Here is a 20,577-nt window from a genome sequence, read left to right as displayed (position 1 = left end):
TGCCATGAACATCACCCAACACCCCGACCTGATCGACCGCCTGGCCGCCAGCTACGCCCTGGGCACGCTGCGCGGCGGCGCCCGCCGCCGCTTTGAAACCCTGGCCCGCGAGCACGCCACGGTGCGCGCCGCCGCCCTGGTGTGGCAGACCCGCTGGTCGGGCCTGACCGAGCTGCAACCGCAGGTGGCGCCGTCGCCCGCCGTGTGGACGCGCATCGACAACCTGGTGCGGGCCAGCCAGCTGGAGCAGGCCTTGCAGGCTGCCCGGCAGGCCGGGCCCACCCCGGCGCCTGGCGGCTGGTGGCGCAACCTGCTGGTGTGGCGTGGCGCCGCAGCCGCCGGGGCCCTGGCCACGCTGGCGGCCGTGGGGGTGGGGGTGCAGGTCAACGGGGGCCTGCGCACCACCACCGGCGCGCAGATCGCAGCCCTGCAGCAGCAACTGCAGGCCACGCCCCAGATCCAGTACGTGGCCGTGCTGGCCGACGACCAAGCGGCCGCGTCGATGCTGGTCACCTTCGACCCCCAAAACAACCAGCTCGTGTTGCAGCGCGTGGGCGGCTTTCGGGAGGGCGCCGACAAGTCCCTGCAGCTGTGGGCGCTGCCGCCTGCGGGCGGGCCGCGCTCGCTGGGCGTGCTGGGGCCGGACAGGCTGCTCAAGCTCGTGGCAGGCGAGGCCGATGTGCGCCAGGTGCCTGCACTGGCCATCAGCCTGGAGCCCAAGGGCGGCGTGCCCAGTGCAACCGGGCCCACCGGGCCGGTGCTGTTCAAGGGGGCGCTGATCCAGCGGATGCTCTGAGCAGGCCAGCATGACCCGCGTGTTTTTTTGAAGGTTGTCAAAAATTTTCGGAATGCGTGAATCTGCTCCGGTGCCGGGGGCGTATGTGCAAGGAGAAGACAAATGCTGTTTGCAACCCCTCTTTTACTGGAACAGGAGACCGCGATGAAACACAGGCCCTCACTCACCCTGCTGGCTGCGGCCGTGCTAGCCACGGTCAGCGGCTGGGCCCAGGCCGATACCGGCAAGCTGCTGCTCACCGGTGGCGTCAGCACCATCGCCGGGTCGGCCGGTGGCGGGCTCACCCCCTGGGCCGTGATCGGCAGCAACGCCACGGAGGGCGAGGTGGGCGTGAGCGCCTATGCCACCCGTGCCGCCACGCAGGACTACAGCCTGAACGGTTATGGCGTGGCCCTGGGCCTGCACGAGCGGCTGGAGCTGTCGCTGGCACGGCAGGACTTCGATGCCTCGCCCGCCCTCGCGCTCAACGGCATTGCACCGTTTGGCGTGGCGCCGGGCCAGCACCTCAAGATGGACGTGCTGGGCGTCAAGCTGAAGGTGGCGGGCGACGCCGTGCTCGACAGCGACAGCTGGATGCCGCAGATTGCGGTGGGGCTGGAGCACAAGCGGGTGCACCCGGGCTCCATCGGGCCGGTGCTGGACTTTCTGGGCACCCAAACCAGCGGCACCGATGTGTACGTGAGCGCCACCAAGCTGCTGCTGGCGCAGAGCCTGCTGGTCAACGGCACGCTGCGCTACACCAACGCCAACCAGAACGGCCTGCTGGGCTTTGGCTCGGCCGCGCCGGGCAAGAACCGCCGCAGCCTGCAGCCCGAGTTCTCGGTGGCGTACCTCATCAACAAGCACCTGGCCGTGGGGGCCGAGTACCGCTTCAAGCCCAACAACCTGCAGGCCCTGGGCGCCGCGGCCGGCCTGGGTGCCGCGCTGCGCGAGGACGACTGGAAAGACCTCTTCATCGCCTGGGCACCCAGCAAGAACCTGTCGCTCACGCTGGCCTATGTGGACCTGGGCCGCATCGTGCCCGGCATCACGAACAACCGCCGCCAGACGGGCTACTACCTGTCGGCCCAAGTCGCATTCTGAGTGAGGAGATTGTCATGACGCACCCCCAAACCCTCATCGCCCTTGCCATTGCTCTGGGGGGCTTGTGGGCCCCACCAGCGTTTGCCCAGGGCAGCGCCGCCATGGCCATGGCCCCTGCGGGCCTGTACCAGGCGCTGGGCGAGAAGCCCGGCATCACCCGCCTGATGGACGGCTTCGTGAACCGTGTGGTGAAGGATCCGCGCATTGGCGGCCACTTCAAGGACGTGAAGCCCGCCGCCCTCAAGGAAAGCCTGACCGACCAGATCTGCCAGCTCAGTGGCGGCCCTTGCAAATATGAAGGCGCTGACATGAAATCGGTCCATGCCGACATGGACATCCACAAGGGCCACTTCAACGCCCTGGTCGAGGTGCTGCAAAGCGCCATGGATGCAGAGGGCATCCCCTTTGCCCAGCAAAACCGCCTGCTGGCCCTGCTGGCCCCCATGCACCGTGACGTGATCACCAAGCGATGAAGGAAACGATGAAAAATACTATTGTTTTGATAGCTGTAAGCGCTTTGTGGGCAAGCGCTAACGCCGGAAACGTGCAGATCCAGGTGCTGGACCGCGAGGGCAAGCCCGTGCCCGACGCCGTGGTGGTGATGTACCCCGGCTCAACGGCGGGGGCTGCGCCCAGCCTGCTGCAGGCCAGCCCCACCATCGAGCAGGAGCGCATGCGCTTCGTGCCCGCCCTCACGGTGGTGATGCCCGGCACCACCGTGCGTTTCACCAACCAGGACCGCTGGGACCACCATGTGCGCGGCAACCCTGCAGGCGGGGCCCCGGTTGCCGCACCGGGCGCGGCCGTGGCCAGCACCAATTTTGAACTGCGCCTGGCAGGCAAGGCCGACGGCAAGCCCGCCAATTCTGCCGATGTGAAGCTCGACACCCCCGGTGTGGTGCTGCTGGGCTGCCACCTGCATGGCTCCATGCGCGGCCATGTGTTTGTGACCGACTCGGCCTGGACGCTCAAGACCGATGACAACGGCATCGCCCGTTTTGCCAGCGTGCCCGAGGGCGCGGCCCAGGTGCGTGTGTGGCATGCCGAGCAGCTGGTGGACCTGCCGCGCAAGGCCCTGAATGTGGTGCCCGGCCCGGTGCTCGACACCGTGCAGCTCAGCGTGGTGCCGCGCGTGCGCCGGGCGCCGCCGCCAGTACCCGGCAACACCCCGGGCGGGCCCATGGGCGCGTACAGCCTGGCGCCGGTGCCTGCGTCCACTCACGGCGCCCATCCGCACCCCGGCAGCTGACCTGCCCTGACGGCGGCGGGGGGCGCCCGCATCGTGCCCGCGTTCACCCCGGCAGCTTGAGCCCGCTCGGGCCCGAGGGCAGGGTGTTGGCACTGCTCTGGGTGCCCCGGGCCGTTGGGGCGCTGCCCATGTCCTGCTTCACGCTGCCGGTGGGGGCGCTCAGGTACAGGTACAGCGCCTGGGCATCCACGTCGCTGAGCTGGCCCAGCGACTCGAAGGGCATCACCTGGATGGGCGTGCCATCGGGCCGCTTGCCGGTGCGCAGCATGGCCACAAAACCCGCCGCGTTGGGGTAGCGCGCCATGGCGCTGTCGGCGTTCTCGGCGCCGGGGCGGATGTCGGCGGCCGCAGGCCAGTCGGGCGGGCCGCCGGGGATTTTGCCGCCTGACCTATCCACGCCATGGCAGCCAATGCACATGGTGGCCACGTACTGGCCGTTGGCCAGCGTCACCCCTGCGGGCACCGGCCGCGAGGGCGCGAGCTGGTGGTCGATGCGTGCCGCAGCGTCGGGGATGGCCCCCAGCCCATAGAGCACCCAGGCCGGGTGGGGCAGCTCGATGACGGCTGGGGTGCCTTCTTTGGGGGTGAGCTGGCGCACGTACGACACCAGGGCATTGAGGTCGTCGTTGGTCAAGCGGTTGTAGTCTTCGCTGGGCATCACCAGCAGAGGGCGGCCGTTGGGCTTGACGCCGTGGCGAATCACGCTGTTCCAGTCTTCGGGCTGGTAGCGGGCCACCGCGCCGGCGGGGGTGATGTTGGGGCCCGCCAGCCGCGTGCCCTTGCCATCATTGACGAACTCGCGGCCCGTGCCTTGTGCGCCATGGCAGTCGGTGCAGCCGCGCGATGCATACAGGTAGCGGCCCCGCTCGATGGTCTGCGCATCGGTGGTGTAGGCCACGGGGCGGGGCTTGACGTCGATGTAGCGGTTGCGCTTCTCTTCGGCCAGGTACAGGCCGCTGGCCGCCGTGGCGGCAATCAAGACCCCCAGCAGCATTGCGCCGCCAGCGGTCCATGTGATCCAGCGTTTCATGGTGGTATCCCTCTTCTTCGATCCAACGACCCAATTGCCGTGTTCAGGCGGCGGATTCTGAAGTCGAAGAAGCGGTTTGGCACACCCTCAGGCCCAGGGCGGGGCGGGGCCGGTGACATTTGTCACAAACGGCCCGCCGGTGTGGGGCCCTGCCCCTGCGCTCAGCGCTCGATGGTCTTGTTCCAGCGTGTGTTCCAGGCGGGGCGGTTGGCGTTCACGCTGTCCCAGTCCAGCGTCACGGCGTTTTTCATCCACTGGCTGATCTGTGCGACCTGGGCCGCGCCTTCACCCACGGCCGGTGCCTTGGGGTTGGTGGGGATCTGCGCGCCAAACTGCAGCACATTGGCCTGGGCCAGCGGGCTCAGCAGGAACTCGGCGAGCTTTTGCGCCAGCTCGGGCTCGCTGTTCTTGGCGATCACGCACTGGCCGGTCATCAGCACCACCGAGCCCTCCTTGGGCTGTGCGTATTCCACCGGGATGCCCTTGACCTTGAGCGCCGCCACGGCTGTGGGCGTGAGCGGGAACAGTGCGGCCTCGCCGGTCTGCACCATCTCGGAGATCTTGGCCGAGCTGGGGATGTACTCCAGCACATTGGGCCCAATCGTCTTGGCCCAGTTGGTAAAGCCCGGCTCCACGTTCTTGTCGTTGCCGCCCTGGATGCGGTTGAACATCAAAAAGCCGTGCAGGCCGAACGAGGACGAGGGCATGGACTGGAACACCACCTTGCCCTTGAACTTGGGGTCGGCAAAGTCCATCCACGACGTGGGCGCGGCCCAGCCCTTTTCCGCAAACATCTTGGTGTTGTAGGCGATGCCGGTCATGCCCAGGCTCACGCCACTGGCCAGGTCGTCCTTGAAGCGTGCGGCAGGGTAGATGTCATTCAGGTGCGGGTTGGGGCGCTGCTTTTCGCACAGGCCCATGCCCATGGCGCGCACCATGATGCCGTCGTCCAGAAACATCACATGCATCTGTGGTTTGTCCTTGTTGGCCTGGGCTTTGGCCAGGATGTCGGACGAGGTGCCGGGCACCACCACCACCTTCACGCCGTGCAGTTTCTCGAAGGCCGGGAACACGTACTGTGTGTACGCCTTCTCCATCGTGCCGCCATTCATGCCGATGTACAGCGTCTTGGTTTGCGCAACGGCGCCGCCGCTGGCGGCCAGGGCCGTGGCAGCAGCCGCTGCGGCCAGCAGGCCACGGCGCAGGGAAACAACGTTCGAGCGGAAAGCGAAGTTCATGGTGATTGCCTTTCGGGTGGGTCAGGGGGGAGTGAGAGATTGGCGGCCTCAGTGGGCCTGCACTGGGGTTGTCGGGGCGGTGCCGGCAGCGGGCACGGGTGGTTCGTCAAAGCGCGCGAGAGAAAACGCATCGATCGGCGTGCTGGTCTGCCCATCGCACGCCAGCTCGGCCAGCACCTCGCCCACGGCAGGGCCGATCTGGAAACCCGCGCCCGCAAACCCAAAGCCGTGGATTAGGCCCGGCGTGGTGCGGCTTTTGCACAGCACGGGCTGGCGGTCGGGCAGGTAGCCCTCGGTGCCACTCCAGGTGCGGATGAAATGCGCGTGTTTGAGCGCGGGCAGCAGCTCGATGGCCTGCAGCGTGAGCGACGCGATCGCGCTGCGCTCCGAGCGCGCGCGGTCCTCGTCCAGCCAGAAGCCCGAGCCACCGCCCAGCACCAGGTTGCCGCGCGCCACCTGGCGGCAGTAGATGCCACCGCCCTCCACGCCCAGGCTCCATTGCATGAAGTAGGGCAGGGGCTCGGTGACCATCATGGCCGGGTGGCCCGAGCGCAGCGGCACGGCCTCGCCGAACTGCGCCGCCATGGCGCCGGCCCAGGCACCCGCGCAGTTGAGCACCACGGGGGCCTGCACCTGCAGCGCGGCGCCCGATTGCAGCGTGAACTGCTGGCCACTGTGTTCGATGTGCGTGAGGGGCGAGCGCTCAAAGATTTGTGCGCCTGCGCGTTGGGCGGCGAGCGCGAAGGCGGGCGACACCAGGCGCGGGTTGGCCTGGCCATCGTCCACACACAGCGAGCCCCCCACCGCACGGCCGCCCAGCCACGGGCACTGCGCACGCAGGCGCTCGCCCGAGATCAGGTGCAGTCCCAGGTCGAAGTCGCGTGTACTGGCCGCATAGGTTTCCAGCGAGGCCATGTCCGCCTCGCTGCGCGCGATCTTGAAGTGCCCGGTGCGCAGGTATTCGCCGTCGGTTCCGATCAGCTCGGGCAAGCGCGCCCATATCTGGTGGGCACGCTGTGCCAGCGGCAGCTGGCTCACAGGCCGGCCCTGGCGGCGTACGCCGCCGTAGTTCACGCCGCTGGAGCGCGAGCCGCACAGGTCGCGCTCCAGCAGCACCACCTCCACGCCCTTGTGGCGCAGGGCCAGTGCGGCCGAAGCGCCCACGATGCCGCCGCCCACAATGGCCACGTCGGTTTTGACAATGCGGGTGGTGCTGCTCATGTGTTGGCTCCCCCATCGGCAGAGGGCTGTGTCTGCAAGTGGATCGGTATCGGTTTGATGGGGGCCTGCCCGCGCAGGCGGCCCACCCGCTCTACGGGTTGGCCGGTGGCCTGGGCCAGGATCTCGGCGGCTGCCACGCCACAGGTGCGGCCCTGGCAGCGGCCCATGCCCACGCGGGTGAGCGCCTTCAGCCGGTTCATCTCGTCAGCGCCGGTGTCGCGCACGCAGGCGCGCAGTTCACCGGCCGTGATGTTCTCGCAGCGGCACACCACCAGTGCATCGGGTGCGTGTGCGGCCCAGTCGGTGGGGAAGGGGAAGGCACGCTCCAGCCCCTGGCGAAACCGCATCAGGTGGTGGAGCTGGCCCCGCAATGTGTGCATGCGGGCGGCATCGACGGTCACGCCGTGGTCCTGCAGCAGCGCCAGCGCCGCCAGCTCGCCCGCCCATTCGGCCGCATCGGCACCCATGATGCCCGCGCCATCGCCCGCCAGGTACACGCCCGGCACGCTGCTGCGGCCCTCGGCATCCCGCTCGGGCAGGTGGGCGCGGTGCAGGGGGGCCCAGGCAAAGCGGCAGCCCAGCAGATCGGCCAGCTGGGTCTCGGAGCGCAGGGTGTAGCCCAAGCCCACGGCGTCGCAGGGGAGCGTGTGCTCGCGCCCCGCGCCGTCGGCCCACACCACACCCGCCACGCGGCCGTCACCCAGCACGCGCACGGGGCGCACGCCGCTGTGGACAGGGATGCCATGTGCGCGCAGCCAGGCTACGTAGTACACACCTTTGGCAAACACGGCGGGCTGGGTGAGCATGGCGGGCACGGCGGCCAACTGGTCGGTGAACCGCGCGGTGTCCAGCACGGCGGCCACAGAGGCACCGGCCTTCGCATACTGGTAGGCCACCAGGTAGAGCAACGGGCCCGTGCCCATCAGCACCACGCGGCTGCCGATGGCGCAGCCCTGGAACTTGAGCGCTACCTGCGCGCCGCCCAGTGTGTACACGCCCGGCAGTGTCCAGCCCGGCAGGGGCAGCACGCGGTCGGTGGCGCCGCTGGCCACAATGAGCTGGCCGTAAGGCACCGAGCGTGTGGCCTGCGTGGGGCCATGCAGCACATCCAGCAGGCCGCCTTGGGCGTTCCACACCAGGCTGTCGGGCTGGTAGTCGATCTGGTCCTGCAGCGTGTCGAGCGCAGCGTGCACCGCCGTGGCGCGCGCGGCCTCGGTGCCATACAGCGTGGCCGGAGCGCGTGTGAAATGGGCGGGCGGGCGGCGGTAGATCTGACCGCCGCCGCGCGCAGCCTCGTCGATCAGCACGGGGCGCACGCCATGGGCGGCCAGCGCCTGCGCAGCGCGGATGCCGGCAGGGCCTGCGCCCACGATCACGGGTTGCAGGGAGGACGCATGTGTCATGCCTGGCCTCCGCTGGCAAAATCCATGGCGTCCACGGGCTCGGTGCGCAGCGCCAAACCCGGCGTGATGAAGGTGCTGCAGGCACGCAGGCGTTCGCCGCTGTCGGTCAGCACCCAGCAGTCCTGGCAGGCGCCCATCCAGCAAAAGCCCGCACGGGGTTCGTGGCTGAATTCATTGCGGCGCAGCTGTGCGCGCTGGGTGAGGATGGCGGTCAGCACCGTGTCGCCTTCCAGCGCCATGGCAGGCTGGCCGTCGATGGTGAAGCGCACGGGCGCGCGGTCCTTTTCGGCCACGCGGTGCAGCAGGGGTTGGCTGGGACTCATGATTTCAGTGCTCATCTACTTCCGGCCCACGAGCACACGGTCGAGGCCATACACGCGGTCGAGCAGCACCATTGCAAAGGCGGTGACTGCCACCATCAGCGCCGACACGGCGGCCATCAGCGGGTCGATGGATTCGGTGGCGTACATGTACATGCGCACCGGCAGCGTCACCGTGCTGGGCGAGGTGACGAAGATCGACATCGTCACTTCGTCAAAGCTGTTGATGAAGGCCAGCATCCACCCGCCCGTCACGCCCGGCAGGATCATCGGCAGCGTGATGCGCGTGAACACCGTGGCCTGGCTCGCGCCCAGCGACAGGGCCGCATGTTCGGCGCTGCGGTCAAACCCCACCAGCGCCGCCACCACCAGGCGCAGCGTGTAGGGCGTGACGATGAGCGCATGCGCCACCACCAGCCAGCCAAAGCTGCCCGTGCCGCCGATCAGCGCAAACAGCCGCAGCAGGGCCACGCCCAGCACCAGGTGTGGAATGATGAGTGGCGACAGGAACAGGCCGTTGAGGAAGCCGCGCCCCGGGAATTCGTAGCGCGTGATGGCGATGCCCGCGGGCACGGCCAGCACCGTGGCCAGCGTGGCCGAGGCCAGGGCCAGCCACAGGCTGTTCCAGAACGACTGCATGAAGTCGGGGTGCGCGAACACCGCCTTGAACCAGCGCAGCGAGAACTCGGTGGTGGGCAGCGTCAGCGTGTTGTGCGGCGTGAACGCCACGATGCACACCACCAGCAGCGGTGCCAGCATGAAGGTGATGACCAGCGCGTTGAACGCGAGGGCGATGGGTCCATTCTTCTGCATCGCTTCAGCCCAACGCTTTCTTGTAGCGGCCTTCAACCAGCCGGTTGTAGCTCAGCATGACCACCAGGTTCGCCACCAGCAGCGTGAGCGCAATGGCGGCGCCCAGCGGCCAGTTCAGCTCGTGCAGGTACTCGTCGTACACCACCGTGGCCACCATCTTCAGCCGCCGTCCGCCCAGCAGGCCGGGGATGGCAAACGAGCTGGCCGCCAGGCCGAACACGATGAGGCTGCCGGACAGGATGCCGGGCAGCACCTGCGGCAGCACGATGCGCCGCAGCGTGGTGAAGGGCGAGGCCTGCAGCGACAGCGCCGCGTTCTCTACGCCCGGGTCCAGCTTCTGCAGCGATGTCCACACGGGGATCACCATGAACGGCAGCATCACATGCACCAGCGCAATCACCACTGCAATTTCGGTGTAGAGCATCTTCACCGGGCCGATGCCCACCAGGCCAAAGGCCGCGTTCACCAGCCCCTCGGGGCCCAGCAGCATGCTCCAGCCAAAGGCACGCACCACCACCGATACCAGGAGAGGGGCGAGCACCACCAGCAGCAGGATGGAGCGCCACGGGTTGCGCATGCGGCTGAGCACATAGGCCTCGGGCGCGCCAATCGCCACGCAGATCAGCGTGACCAGGCCGGCGATCCAGAAGGTGCGCCAGAAGATCGCGTGGTAGTACGAATCGGTAAACACATGGCCGTAGTGCTCCAGCGTGAACTCGCCCGCCTTCACGCCCGTGGCTGGGTCAAAGGCATTGAACGAAAGCACGGCGGTAAGGCCCAGGGGCACCAGCAGCAGCACGGTGAACAGCAGCAGCGCCGGGCCCGACAGCCACCAGGGCAGGGCCTTTCTGCCCAGCAGAGGGTGCGGCGTTGCAGCCGTCGTCGTCGTAGCTCTTGTCATGGCGTAGCCTCGGCGTCGGCCAAGGCGGCTTCATCGGCAGGCAGCAGGCGCATGCAGTGGTCGGGCCAGTCCAGGCCCGTGCGCTCGCCTTCGTCAAGCGCGCTGCGGCCATCGTTGGGCGCCAGCACCATCAGGTCGCCCATGGCCGTGCCCACGCGGTACAGCCACTGGCTGCCCAGGAAGAAACGCTCGCACACCTCGCCGTCGATGCGGCCTTGCACTGCGGGCACCAGTTGCAGTTTTTCGGGGCGCACGCTCAGCAGCACGGCCGCACCGGGGCGGAACTGCGCGCCTTCCACCCGCACTTCGATGGGCCCTGCGCCCACATGGGTGTGTGTGGCGCTGGCCGTGGTCACCTGGCCCGGCACCAGGTTGGCCTTGCCGACAAAGGTGGAGATGAAGCGCGTGCGCGGGTGTTCGTACACCCGGTGCGGGTGGTCGATCTGTGTGGCGCGGCCCGCCTCCATCACCACCACGCGGTCGCTGATGGACATGGCTTCGCTCTGGTCGTGGGTCACCATCACCGTGGTGGTGCCGACTTTGCGCTGGATCTGGCGCAGCTCGAACTGCATCTCCTCGCGCAGCTTGGCGTCCAGGTTGGACAGGGGTTCGTCCAGCAGCAGCACCGGCGGCTCGATCACCAGCGCACGCGCCAGTGCCACGCGCTGGCGCTGTCCGCCCGACAACTCACGCGGGTAGCGGCCTGCGTGTTTTTCCAGGTGCACCAGGCCCAGGGCCTGGGCTACGCGCTCCTTGCGTTCGGCCTTGGGCACCTTGCGCATCTCCAGGCCAAAGCTCACGTTGTCGGCCACCGTCATGTGCGGAAAGAGCGCATAACTCTGGAACACGATGCCCAGCCCGCGCGTGTTGGCCTTGGCGTGTGTGATGTCGCGCCCGGCCAGCGCGATGCGGCCGCTGCTCACGGCCTCGAAGCCCGCCACCATCTGCAAGGTGGTGGTCTTGCCGCAGCCCGAAGGGCCCAGCAGCGAGACGAACTCGCCTTTTTCCACCGAGAGGTTCATGGACTGCACCGCGCAGGTGCTGCCATAGAACTTGGTCACATCCGTGAGCTGGAGGAAGGACATGCGTGGGCCTTTCTTTCTGCCTGTTTGTCTATCTGTCTGTTCTGGCGGGGCAGCCGCCCGGCTTCTGCGAAAAGCACGGGCCACTGCGGTGTATCGGAACGCCGGGCGGGTTCTGTTCCAGTGCGTGGAGCCGGCTGCACCGCCGTGGTGCGCCTGTGTGCCTGAAATTGGACTCGCCTTGCGATGTTGATTCACTCTATTGCAATATGCGAACCAGGTTGAATCGGGTATTCCATTAATCAGAATTTTTCTTTAATTTATTCCGTTTAATGGAATGTGAAGATTAGAATGCAAGCCATCTATTCCGCAGGAGTGACGCATGGAAGCAGCATCCGCAGGCACGGGCGGCGTACCCCGGGTCTTTGCCCTCATCCGCGCCCTGGTGGCCGTGCAGGCCGAGGGCGGCCGGGTCACCCAATTGGCGCGTGCCATTGGCCTGACGCAAGGCACCACGCACCGTTTGCTGCAATCGCTGGTTGCGGAAGGCATGGTCGAGCAGGACGAGCGCAGCAAGCTCTACCGCCTGTCCACCGAGTTCTTTGCGCTCGCAGCCAAGGCGGGCAACCCCGGTGACTTGCGCAGCATTTGCCGGCCCGCGCTGCTGCGCCTGAGCGCCAGCCTGGGCGACAGCATCTTCCTGTTGGTGCGCAGCGGGTTCGACGCGATCTGCCTGGACCGCAGCGAAGGGCCGTTCCCGATCCGCTCGTTCACCGGCGACATCGGCGGCCGCGTGGCGCTGGGGGTGGGGCAGGGGGCCTTGTCCATCCTGGCCTTCCTGCCCGAGGCCGAGCGCGAAGAGGTGATTCGCTTCAACCTCTCGCGCGTGCGCGAGTACGGCGTGTACGACGAGGTCTACCTGCGCACCGAGATCGAGCGCGTGCGCCAAAGCGGCTATGCGGCGCGCAACACCGGCCTGCTCGAAGGCATGGCTGGCGTGGGCGTGCCGGTGCTCGACCGCGAAGGCCGCGCCGTGGCAGCGCTGAGCGTGGGCACCATCTCCGCTCGCCTCAACGAAGACCGCCTGCCCACAGTGGTGGAACTGCTCAAGCGCGAGGCGGCCGCCATTGGCCCGCGCATCCACCCTTTCGATGCGACCTTGCGCCGCCCCGCACAAAGCCTGGCGGGGCAGCCGTCCGAACAATTGCTGGTGCCATCCGGCGCCGCCCACCCTGCTGCCTGAGACGGAGGGGACGGGGCTGGCCACGCCAGTCCTGCCGCCCGTTGCCTATCTGCGTGACCATGCATCCACAACCCATCGCCGCTCCTGTCATGCCACCCGCCATGGACCCCCAGGCAGCGTTCCCGCCCGTGTGTGGCGCCCTGGCCGAAGCGCTGAGGGATGATGCGTTCTACCAGGCCGTCACCATCGACCACGCGGGCGACCCCGCCCTGCGGCACCGCGTGCTGGCCCACTACTTTGTGCTGGCGCTGGACGAAGCCCGTGCCGTGGGCGAAGTGCATCTGGCCGGTGACGACGGCGCGGCCTTGTGGCTCACCCCCGAGGCCTCGGCCAGCCACCGCGCCTTGCACAGCGAGCGCCGCACCCAGGCGCTGTCGCGCCTGCTCGGCCCCATCGGGTTCGGCCACTACCAGCACATCGGTGCCGCCATGGAGGCGCAGGTGCCCGCCGACCTGCACGGCGCGTGGTACCTCTCCATCCTGGGCGTGCGCCCCGCTGCGCAGGGCCAGGGGCTGGCGCAGCGGCTGCTGCAGCCAACGCTGGCGCGTGCAGACCAGGCGCGTGCCACCTGCTATCTGGAAACCTTCAACCCGCTCAGCCTGCCGTTCTACCGGCGCCTGGGGTTTGTGCGTGTGGTCGAGTGTGTGGAGCCCGTCTCTGGCCGCCCCTACTGGCTGATGGCACGCGGGGCTGCACAGCCGCAGCCCTGACGCCTGCCTCGGCCTGTGGTCAGAACACCGCCAGCGCCCGGGCCACCTGCGCGCGCGCATCGGTGTCGATGGTGCAGTTGTGGGCCACCACCACCCGCGCAAAGGGCCAGCGCAGCAAACGCTCCGCACTGTGGGCCGCTGCAGCCCGGTCACGCACCAGCGCACGCACCGTGAGCGGCACGGCGAGCTGGCTGCGCACCCCCGTCAGCGTGGCATAGGCCCGTGTGGGCCAGGGCAGGTCGCCCGCCATCCACTGCAGCAGGTCCGTCACGATCAGCGTGGCAGACGGCCGATGAAACCACACCGATTCATTGCCTGCCGGAATGCCATCGAAGGCAAAGTGCTCCAGGTCCGGCAGCCACTCGGGGAGGTCGCCCGAAGGCAGCGCACGCAACGTTGCGGCCAGGTCCGGCCGCTTTTGCGCCAGCCCTTGCGGGCCGTAAACCACTGCGCCAGGGAAGGCAGCCGCACAGGGCGCCAGAAACAGGTGGTGCATCTTGTTCGGCGCCACGATGAAGGCCACGCTGCCGAGGTCTTGCACCTGGCGCAACAACGCGCTGCCCGGTGGCATCGGAATGGGCGAGTGGATCAGGAGCTTGCGCCCCGGCAGCCGCACCACCGTCATGCGCGTGGTGATGGGGAGGCCGTTGGCCCTGAAGGCGTGGGTGGCGTGCCAGAGGTGGGTGTCGAGGGGTTCAAGTTGCATGGCGCGGGATGGTGCCCGGGCGAGGGTGTGGGGTCTTGAACGAACTCGACATTGTGTAGGGGCCGGGTTGGGCTCCATGTGGCCTCCCATACTTCTCCAAAGCGATCCTGATCAACGTGCAGAACTGAGGCCCTTGATGCTCTGGTGGAGTCAAAAGGTACCGAGGGCTCCTGCGTAGGCCGACTCGCTAAGTGCTACCTTCCGCAATTTCGGGGACTGGCGGCCACTTTGGCTTGTTCTGCCGAACCCAATTGCTAAGTCTCCTCCGAGCGGAGTCCCCAGCGGTGTCAACTCCAAGGTGCGAGCAGATAGATTGCCAAGACGCAAGCCCTACCTTGTTGCGAAGCTCTGGAACTGAGGCCACCCAAGCCGATGGGTTGGGCGAAGGAGCTTTCTTTGGGCGTTGAGCGGCTAGAGCCATGGACTCAGCCAATAGTTGGTCGAGTTTGTCGACTTTCTTTGGCGATTGGTCGATGAGAGAGTTCAAAACTCGACGCAATGCCGCGTTGAAGGACAAGTTTTCAAATGGTTTTGGATTCGCAAGGCGTTCGACTAGTGCGGCGAGGTCTTCGTCAACGGTGAACTGAGGCATGGCTGGCTCCAATCAATGATGATCCTCAGTATGATGTTTGGGCAATACTAGTGTCAAGTGTTGATCACTAGTGAATTGACCCGTAAGTCAGAGCCCTGTTCAGGCCGCAGCCCTCAACCCTGCCCCCCACACTCCCCCACCACCCAGTCCCTGAACGCCTTCACCAGCGGCGTCTGCGCCCGCGCCTCGGGGTACACGAGGTAATACGCATCGGTACTCGTCAGCACCTGGTCTGACAGCTCCACCAAACTTCCGGCCGCCAGCTCCTGCTCAATCAAAAAGCGCGGCAGCAGCGCCGCCCCCAGGTGCGAGACCGCAGCCTGCGCAATCATGGCGAAGTGTTCGGACTGGGGGCCGCGCAGCGCGAGCGCCGTGGGGGCGCCCACCAGCTCGAACCATTCGGCCCATTGGGTGGGGCGGGTGCTTTGCTGCAGCAGCACCGCGCGGGTCAAATCCTGCGGGGTGTGGATGCCGTGGCGGTCGCGGTAGGTGGGGCTGCACACGGGCACGGTTTCTTCGTGCATCAGGTATTCGCACACGGCGCCCGCCCAGTGCGGGGTGCCGAAATGGATGGCAGCGTCGAACGGCGTGCCCGCAAAGTCAAAGGGCTCGGTGCGGGCCGAGAAGTTGACCATGGCCTCGGGGTGCAGTGCCATGAAGCCGCCCAGGCGCGGGATGAGCCAGCGGGTGCCCAGCGTGGGCAGCACGGCCAGGTTGAGCAGGCCGTCGGTGCTGGAAAACGCCATGGTTTTTTGCGTGCTGGCCGACAGCTGCTGCAGCACGTTTTGCACGTCGGCGGCGTAGATGCGGCCCGCGTCGGTGAGCACCACACGCTGGCGCACGCGGTGGAAGAGGGCGGTGCCCAGTTGTTCCTCCAGCTGGCGGATCTGGCGCGACACGGCGCTTTGCGTGAGGTGCAGCTCCTCCGCCGCGCGCGACACGCTCTGGTGGCGGGCGGCGGCCTCGAAGGCCAGCAGGTCGGCGGTGGAGGGCAGGAAGGAGCGGCGCAGCAGGGTCATGCCGGGTCATGCGTTGGGAGAATGATGATGGGTGCCAAAAATTGAGCCTTTTGAGCCTCTTCCGCGCATTGGGTATGGGGTGGCAGTCCTGGTATTTTCAGGTACTTCATTCTGATTTGTGATCAAGTAGTTCCTTTTTTTCGCTATCCAGCGCGGCGCGATTGGCGGATATTGGCGCATTCATTGCGTGTGTTCTCCCACGCTGTTTCCTTTTCTCTGCCTCCATCCACCCTTGCGAGCCGCCATGTCTGCCACCTCTGCCGCCCCTTCCCTCGTGACCGAAGTCGATCAACTGCTGCAACGCCTGGGTGTGCCGCGCGCGGCCTACTCCGGTGGCACGCTGGCGGCCCGCTCGCCCATCACGGGCGAGGTGCTGGCCCAGGTGCCGCAGCAAAGCATGGCCGACGCCACAGCCGCCATCGGCCGTGCGCATGCGGCATTCACGGCGTGGCGCAATGTGCCCGCACCGCGCCGGGGTGAGCTGGTGCGCCTGCTGGGCGAAGAGTTGCGCGCCGCCAAGGCGGACCTCGGCCTGCTGGTGACCATCGAGGCGGGCAAGATCCCGTCCGAAGGCCTGGGCGAGGTGCAGGAGATGATCGACATCTGCGACTTTGCCGTGGGCCTGTCGCGCCAGCTGTATGGCCTGACGATTGCCACCGAGCGCCCCGGCCACCGCATGATGGAAACCTGGCACCCGCTGGGCGTGTGCGGCGTGATCTCGGCCTTCAACTTCCCCGTGGCCGTGTGGTCGTGGAACGCCGCGCTGGCACTGGTGTGTGGTGATTCGGTGGTGTGGAAGCCGTCTGAGAAAACGCCGCTCACGGCCCTGGCCACGCACGCGATTGCCCAGCGCGCCATTGCGCGCTTTGGCAGCGACGCGCCCGAGGGCCTGCTGGAGCTGATCGTGGGCCAGCGCGACATTGGCGAGGTGCTGGTGGATGACGCCCGCGTGCCCGTGCTGTCGGCCACGGGCTCCACCGCCATGGGCCGCGCCGTGGGCCCGCGCCTGGCGGCGCGTTTTGCGCGGGGCATTCTGGAGCTGGGCGGCAACAACGCGGCCATCGTGGCGCCCACGGCTGACCTGAACCTGGCGCTGCGCGGCATTGCGTTTGCCGCCATGGGCACGGCGGGCCAGCGCTGCACCACGTTGCGCCGCCTGTTTGTGCACGAGAGCATTTATGACCAACTGGTGCCCCAGTTGGCCAAGGTGTACGCCAACGTGCAGGTGGGCGACCCGCGCACCGCTGGCACGTTGGTGGGCCCGCTGATCGACCGCCCCGCGTTTGACGGCATGCAAAAGGCGCTGGAGCAAAGCCGCACGCTGGGCGCCACGGTGCATGGCGGTGGCCGTGTGGAAGGCGTGGGTGGTGCCGATGCCTACTACGTGCGCCCCGCGCTGGTCGAATTGCAAAAGCATGAAGGCCCCGCGCTGCACGAAACCTTTGCGCCCATCCTGTACGTGGTGCGCTACAGCAGCATCGACGAAGCCATTGCTCTGAACAACGCCGTGGGCGCGGGCCTGTCGTCGTCCATCTTCACGCTCAATGTGCGCGAGGCTGAACAGTTCATGTCGGCCGCTGGTTCGGACTGCGGCATTGCCAACGTGAACATCGGCCCCAGCGGTGCGGAGATCGGTGGCGCATTTGGCGGTGAGAAGGAAACGGGCGGCGGGCGCGAAGCGGGCTCGGACAGCTGGAAGGCCTACATGCGCCGGGCGACGAACACCATCAACTACTCCACCGCACTGCCGCTGGCACAGGGCGTGACGTTTGATGTGTAACCCACGCGCTGGTTGTCCCGTTCATGTTGATCGCTAAGGACCCACACCCCATCGTCATCATCGGCGGTGGTGTCATTGGCAGCGCCATTGCGTACTTCCTCACGCTGCAGCAACCGGGCTGCGAGGTGGTGGTGGTCGAGCGCGACCCGACCTATGCGCGGGCATCGTCGGCGCTGTCGGCCAGCTCGATTCGCCAGCAGTTTTCGACCGACATCAATATCCAGATATCGGCTTACGGCATTGGCTTTTTGCGCAATGTGGGCGCGCTGCTGGCCTGTCACGGCGATGTGCCCGACATTGGCCTGCACGAAGGCGGCTACCTGTATCTGGCCACCCAGGCGGGCGAGGCCACGCTGCGCGAGAACCATGCGTTGCAAAAGCAGCATGGCGCCGATGTGGCGCTGCTCAGCCCGCGTGAATTGGCCGAGCGTTTTCCGTGGCTGGCGCTGCAGGACGTGGTGCTGGGTTCGCTGGGCCTGTCGGGCGAGGGTTGGTTTGATGGCTATCTGCTGCTGACGGCGCTGCGCAAGAAGGCGCAGAGCCAGGGCGCACGCTATGTGGCCGATGAGGCCGTGGGGCTGGATACGGCCCGTAGCGACGGCGTGCTGCATGTGAACGCAGTACGCCTGCAAAGCGGCGCCGTGCTGCCTTGCCGCTATGCCGTGAACGCCGGTGGCCCGTGGGCTGCAGCCATCGCGGGCTGGGCGGGCATTGATTTGCCGGTGGTGGGCAAGCGCCGCACGGTCTTCAACCTGGCCAGCCCAGCAGCGCTGCCGGGCTGCCCGCTGCTCATCGACACCAGTGGCATCTGGCTGCGGCCTGAGGGCAAAGGGTTTATCTGCGGCTTTGCGCCCGACGCAGACAACGACGCCGACTTTGCCCCGCTGGAGCCCGAGTACGCGGCGTTCGAGGACCACATCTGGCCCACGCTGGCCGAGCGCATCCCGGGCTTTGAAGCGCTGCGCATGCAGGGCGCCTGGGCGGGGTACTACGAGATGAACACCTTCGACCACAACGCCATCGTGGGCCTGCACCCGGCGTGCGACAACCTGGTGTTTGCCAACGGCTTTTCGGGCCACGGCCTGCAGCAGTGCCCGGCGGTGGGGCGTGGCCTGGCGGAGTGGATGTTGACGGGCCGCTACCAGAGCCTGGACCTGTCGCCGCTGTCCATCGAGCGCATTGCCCGCAACGCGCCGCTGCTCGAAAAGAACGTGATCTGAGCACCATCGTTACTGCCAGTTTTCCCTCACCCTTTTCTCAACCTGCCAACCACAAAACATACGGAGACAACGACATGGCAATTTCCCGAAAGACCTTCACTGCGCTCGCCGCAGGCCTGGCCCTGGCCTGCATGGCCACGGCCCCCGCGCTGGCGCAGACGGTCACCCAGCCCACGCTGGAGAAGATCAAGGCATCCGGCAAGGCCGTGCTGGGCGTGCGCGAGACCTCGCCGCCCATGGCCTATGCGCTGGGCGCCAATGAAAAATACGTGGGCTACCACGTCGAGTTGTGCGAGCGGGTGCTCAAAGAAATCGCGCCCGACGCCAAGCTCGAATACATGGCCGTGACGGCGCAGAACACATTGCCGCTGGTGCAGAACGGCACGCTGGACATCGGCTGCGGCCCCACCACCAACAACACGGCGCGCCAGCAGCAGGTGGCGTTTGCGGTGACCACCTACGTGAGCGAAGTGCGCATGGCGGTGCGCAAGGATTCGGACCTGAAATCCATCAGCCAGCTCGCGGGCCGCACCATTGCGGCATCCACCGGCACCACGGCCGTGCAGCTGCTGCGCAAGCAAGAACGCGCGCTGGGCGGCGCGCCCATCAAGACCGTGCTGGGCAAGGACCACCACGAGAGTTTCCTGCTGCTGGAGTCGGGCCGCGCGGATGCGTTCGTGCTGGATGACAACCTGCTGGCCGGGATGATCTCCAACTCCAAAGACCCCTCGGCTTACCGCATCGTGGGCGAGCCGCTGGGCGCTGAGCCGATTGCGCTGCTGTTCCGCAAGGACGACCCGACGTTCAAGGCGGCGGTGGACGGTGTGCTCACCAAACTCATGCAAAACGGCGAGATGGAAAAGATCTACACCAAGTGGTTTGTGAACCCCATTCCACCCAAGAACGCGAGCCTGAGCCTGCCGCTGGGCACCACGCTGCGCCAGCTGTTCGCCACCCCCAACGACAAGCCCCTGGAGACCTACCAGCAATGAACGCTCCCATCCCCGCCACGGCCTTCCGCGCGGCCGACCGCCTGGGCGCCATCGGCGTCTCGGAAATCGTGCGCCTGACGCAAGAGGCCAACCAGCTCAAGCGCCAGGGCCAGCCGGTGATCGTGCTCGGCCTGGGCGAGCCCGACTTCGACACGCCTGCCCACATCCTGGAGGCCGCGCAGCAGGCCATGGCGCGGGGGGAGACGCACTACACGGTGCTGGACGGCACGGCCGAGCTGAAGGCCGCCATCCAGCACAAGTTCCAGCACGACAACGGGCTCAGCTTTGCGCTGAACGAGATCACGGCCGGAGCGGGCGCCAAGCAGATCCTCTACAACGCGCTGATGGCCTCGGTGAACCCGGGCGACGAGGTGATCCTGCCCGCGCCGTACTGGACCTCGTATGCCGACATGGTGCTGATTGCGGGCGGCGTGCCGGTGGTGGTGCCCTGCACCGAGGCCAACGGCTTTCGCATCACGCCCGAGCAATTGGAGGCCGCCATCACGCCGCGCACGCGGTGGGTGTTCATCAACTCGCCCTCCAACCCCAGCGGCGCGGCCTACAGCGCCGAGCAGCTGCGGCCTGTGCTGGAGGTGGTGGAGCGCCACCCCCAAGTGTGGCTGCTGGCGGACGATATCTACGAACACATCCTGTACGACGGCCGTGCGTTTGCCACGCCCGCCGCTGTGCTGCCCTCGCTGCGCGATCGCACGCTGACGGTGAATGGTGTCTCCAAGGCCTATGCCATGACGGGCTGGCGCCTGGGCTATGGCGCAGGCCCCAAGGCGCTGATTGCGGCCATGGCTGTGGTGCAGAGTCAGGCCACGTCGTGCCCTTCGTCCATCAGCCAGGCGGCTGCTGTAGCGGCGCTGACGGGGCCGCAAGACGTGGTACGCGAGCGCTGCCATGCGTTTCAGGATCGGCGCGATCTGGTCGTGGCCGCGCTCAATGCCTCGCCCGGCCTGCGCTGCCGCGTGCCCGAGGGCGCGTTCTACACCTTTGCCAGCTGCGAAGGCGTGCTGGGCCGCACCACGCCGGGCGGCATGCTGCTGCGCACCGATGCCGACTTCTGCGCCTACCTGCTGCGCGAGCACCATGTCGCCGTGGTGCCCGGCGGGGTGCTGGGGCTGGCGCCATACTTTCGCATCTCGTATGCGGCCTCCACGGCCGATTTGCAGGAGGCCTGCGCGCGCATTCAGCGTGCCTGCCAGGCCCTGTTCTGATTTCCTGACCCGATAC

At 67.3% G+C, this 20,577-nt stretch carries 20 protein-coding genes; 10 read left to right on the top strand and 10 right to left on the bottom strand.

All coding sequences use genetic code 11. The annotated features are described in order from the left end of the window. Positions 1 to 4 precede the first annotated feature (4 nt). The 4 genes from DBV10_RS11130 (at position 5) to DBV10_RS11115 (ending at position 3,128) form a co-directional block, all read left to right on the top strand. Complete coding sequence (locus DBV10_RS11130) at positions 5 to 796, top strand: anti-sigma factor domain-containing protein (RefSeq protein ID WP_124513538.1); 792 nt, start codon at positions 5 to 7, stop codon at positions 794 to 796. 144 nt (positions 797 to 940) lie between these two features. Next, the gene (locus tag DBV10_RS11125) at positions 941 to 1,879 is read left to right on the top strand and encodes a DUF3034 family protein (RefSeq protein WP_124513536.1); all 939 of its coding nucleotides are present in this window, start codon (positions 941 to 943) and stop codon (positions 1,877 to 1,879) included. Positions 1,880 to 1,893: 14 nt separating this feature from the next. Then, positions 1,894 to 2,352 carry a group 1 truncated hemoglobin gene (locus DBV10_RS11120; RefSeq protein ID WP_124513534.1) on the top strand — a complete coding sequence of 153 codons (459 nt, stop codon included), beginning with the start codon at positions 1,894 to 1,896 and terminating at the stop codon, positions 2,350 to 2,352. Between the two features lie 71 nt (positions 2,353 to 2,423). After that, positions 2,424 to 3,128 (top strand): plastocyanin, encoded by a 705-nt coding sequence (locus DBV10_RS11115; RefSeq protein WP_233589890.1) that lies wholly within the window; start codon positions 2,424 to 2,426, stop codon positions 3,126 to 3,128. A 43-nt stretch (positions 3,129 to 3,171) separates the two neighbouring features. On the opposite strand, the gene DBV10_RS11110 is transcribed toward DBV10_RS11115, so the two are convergent. From DBV10_RS11110 to DBV10_RS11075, 8 genes are all read right to left on the bottom strand, one after another. Next, positions 3,172 to 4,158 (bottom strand): c-type cytochrome, encoded by a 987-nt coding sequence (locus tag DBV10_RS11110; protein WP_124513532.1) that lies wholly within the window; start codon positions 4,156 to 4,158, stop codon positions 3,172 to 3,174. A 161-nt stretch (positions 4,159 to 4,319) separates the two neighbouring features. Next, positions 4,320 to 5,396, bottom strand: a complete 1,077-nt coding sequence (locus DBV10_RS11105) for an ABC transporter substrate-binding protein (protein ID WP_124513530.1) — start codon at positions 5,394 to 5,396, stop codon at positions 4,320 to 4,322. 48 nt (positions 5,397 to 5,444) lie between these two features. Then, on the bottom strand, positions 5,445 to 6,617 hold the full coding sequence (locus DBV10_RS11100; protein ID WP_124513528.1) for an FAD-binding oxidoreductase: 1,173 nt from the start codon (positions 6,615 to 6,617) through the stop codon (positions 5,445 to 5,447). Further along, positions 6,614 to 8,020, bottom strand: coding sequence for an NAD(P)/FAD-dependent oxidoreductase (locus DBV10_RS11095; RefSeq protein WP_124513526.1), 1,407 nt, complete (start codon positions 8,018 to 8,020; stop codon positions 6,614 to 6,616). Before DBV10_RS11095 ends, DBV10_RS11100 begins: the two co-directional genes overlap by 4 nt. Beyond that, on the bottom strand, positions 8,017 to 8,343 hold the full coding sequence (locus tag DBV10_RS11090) for a (2Fe-2S)-binding protein (protein ID WP_124513524.1): 327 nt from the start codon (positions 8,341 to 8,343) through the stop codon (positions 8,017 to 8,019). The genes DBV10_RS11095 and DBV10_RS11090 overlap by 4 nt, the downstream gene beginning before the upstream one ends. A gap of 15 nt (positions 8,344 to 8,358) precedes the next feature. Then, entirely contained in the window at positions 8,359 to 9,153 is a 795-nt protein-coding gene (locus DBV10_RS11085; protein ID WP_124513522.1) for an ABC transporter permease, read from the bottom strand. A gap of 4 nt (positions 9,154 to 9,157) precedes the next feature. Beyond that, a complete protein-coding gene (locus DBV10_RS11080; RefSeq protein ID WP_124513520.1) occupies positions 9,158 to 10,054 on the bottom strand; it encodes an ABC transporter permease in 897 nt (298 codons plus the stop codon). Continuing rightward, on the bottom strand, positions 10,051 to 11,139 hold the full coding sequence (locus DBV10_RS11075; RefSeq protein ID WP_124513518.1) for an ABC transporter ATP-binding protein: 1,089 nt from the start codon (positions 11,137 to 11,139) through the stop codon (positions 10,051 to 10,053). Before DBV10_RS11075 ends, DBV10_RS11080 begins: the two co-directional genes overlap by 4 nt. A 319-nt stretch (positions 11,140 to 11,458) precedes the next feature. On the opposite strand from DBV10_RS11075, the gene DBV10_RS11070 reads away from it, so the two are divergent. Then, on the top strand, positions 11,459 to 12,319 hold the full coding sequence (locus DBV10_RS11070) for an IclR family transcriptional regulator (protein ID WP_124513516.1): 861 nt from the start codon (positions 11,459 to 11,461) through the stop codon (positions 12,317 to 12,319). A gap of 59 nt (positions 12,320 to 12,378) precedes the next feature. Beyond that, a complete protein-coding gene (locus tag DBV10_RS11065) occupies positions 12,379 to 13,029 on the top strand; it encodes a GNAT family N-acetyltransferase (protein WP_124513514.1) in 651 nt (216 codons plus the stop codon). A 19-nt stretch (positions 13,030 to 13,048) separates the two neighbouring features. Here the strand turns inward: DBV10_RS11065 and DBV10_RS11060 are convergent, their stop codons facing one another. Both DBV10_RS11060 and DBV10_RS11055 read right to left on the bottom strand, forming a co-directional pair. Continuing rightward, positions 13,049 to 13,735, bottom strand: coding sequence for a DUF4336 domain-containing protein (locus DBV10_RS11060; protein WP_124513512.1), 687 nt, complete (start codon positions 13,733 to 13,735; stop codon positions 13,049 to 13,051). A gap of 705 nt (positions 13,736 to 14,440) precedes the next feature. Further along, positions 14,441 to 15,346: a LysR family transcriptional regulator gene (locus tag DBV10_RS11055; RefSeq protein ID WP_199740087.1), complete on the bottom strand. Its 906-nt coding sequence runs from the start codon at positions 15,344 to 15,346 to the stop codon at positions 14,441 to 14,443. A gap of 244 nt (positions 15,347 to 15,590) precedes the next feature. Between DBV10_RS11055 and DBV10_RS11050 the strand changes: the two genes are divergently transcribed. The 4 genes from DBV10_RS11050 (at position 15,591) to DBV10_RS11035 (ending at position 20,561) form a co-directional block, all read left to right on the top strand. Beyond that, positions 15,591 to 17,126 (top strand): aldehyde dehydrogenase family protein, encoded by a 1,536-nt coding sequence (locus DBV10_RS11050; RefSeq protein ID WP_124513510.1) that lies wholly within the window; start codon positions 15,591 to 15,593, stop codon positions 17,124 to 17,126. Between the two features lie 23 nt (positions 17,127 to 17,149). Next, a complete protein-coding gene (locus DBV10_RS11045) occupies positions 17,150 to 18,346 on the top strand; it encodes an FAD-binding oxidoreductase (protein WP_124513508.1) in 1,197 nt (398 codons plus the stop codon). Between the two features lie 74 nt (positions 18,347 to 18,420). Continuing rightward, entirely contained in the window at positions 18,421 to 19,338 is a 918-nt protein-coding gene (locus DBV10_RS11040) for an amino acid ABC transporter substrate-binding protein (RefSeq protein ID WP_124513506.1), read from the top strand. Further along, a complete protein-coding gene (locus tag DBV10_RS11035) occupies positions 19,335 to 20,561 on the top strand; it encodes a pyridoxal phosphate-dependent aminotransferase (protein WP_124513504.1) in 1,227 nt (408 codons plus the stop codon). Before DBV10_RS11040 ends, DBV10_RS11035 begins: the two co-directional genes overlap by 4 nt. Positions 20,562 to 20,577 lie beyond the last annotated feature (16 nt).

This window comes from Acidovorax sp. FJL06, from assembly GCF_003852545.1.
In the GTDB taxonomy this organism is placed as follows: Bacteria; Pseudomonadota; Gammaproteobacteria; order Burkholderiales; family Burkholderiaceae_C; genus Acidovorax.
This window is presented reverse-complemented; position numbering and strand designations above follow the sequence as displayed.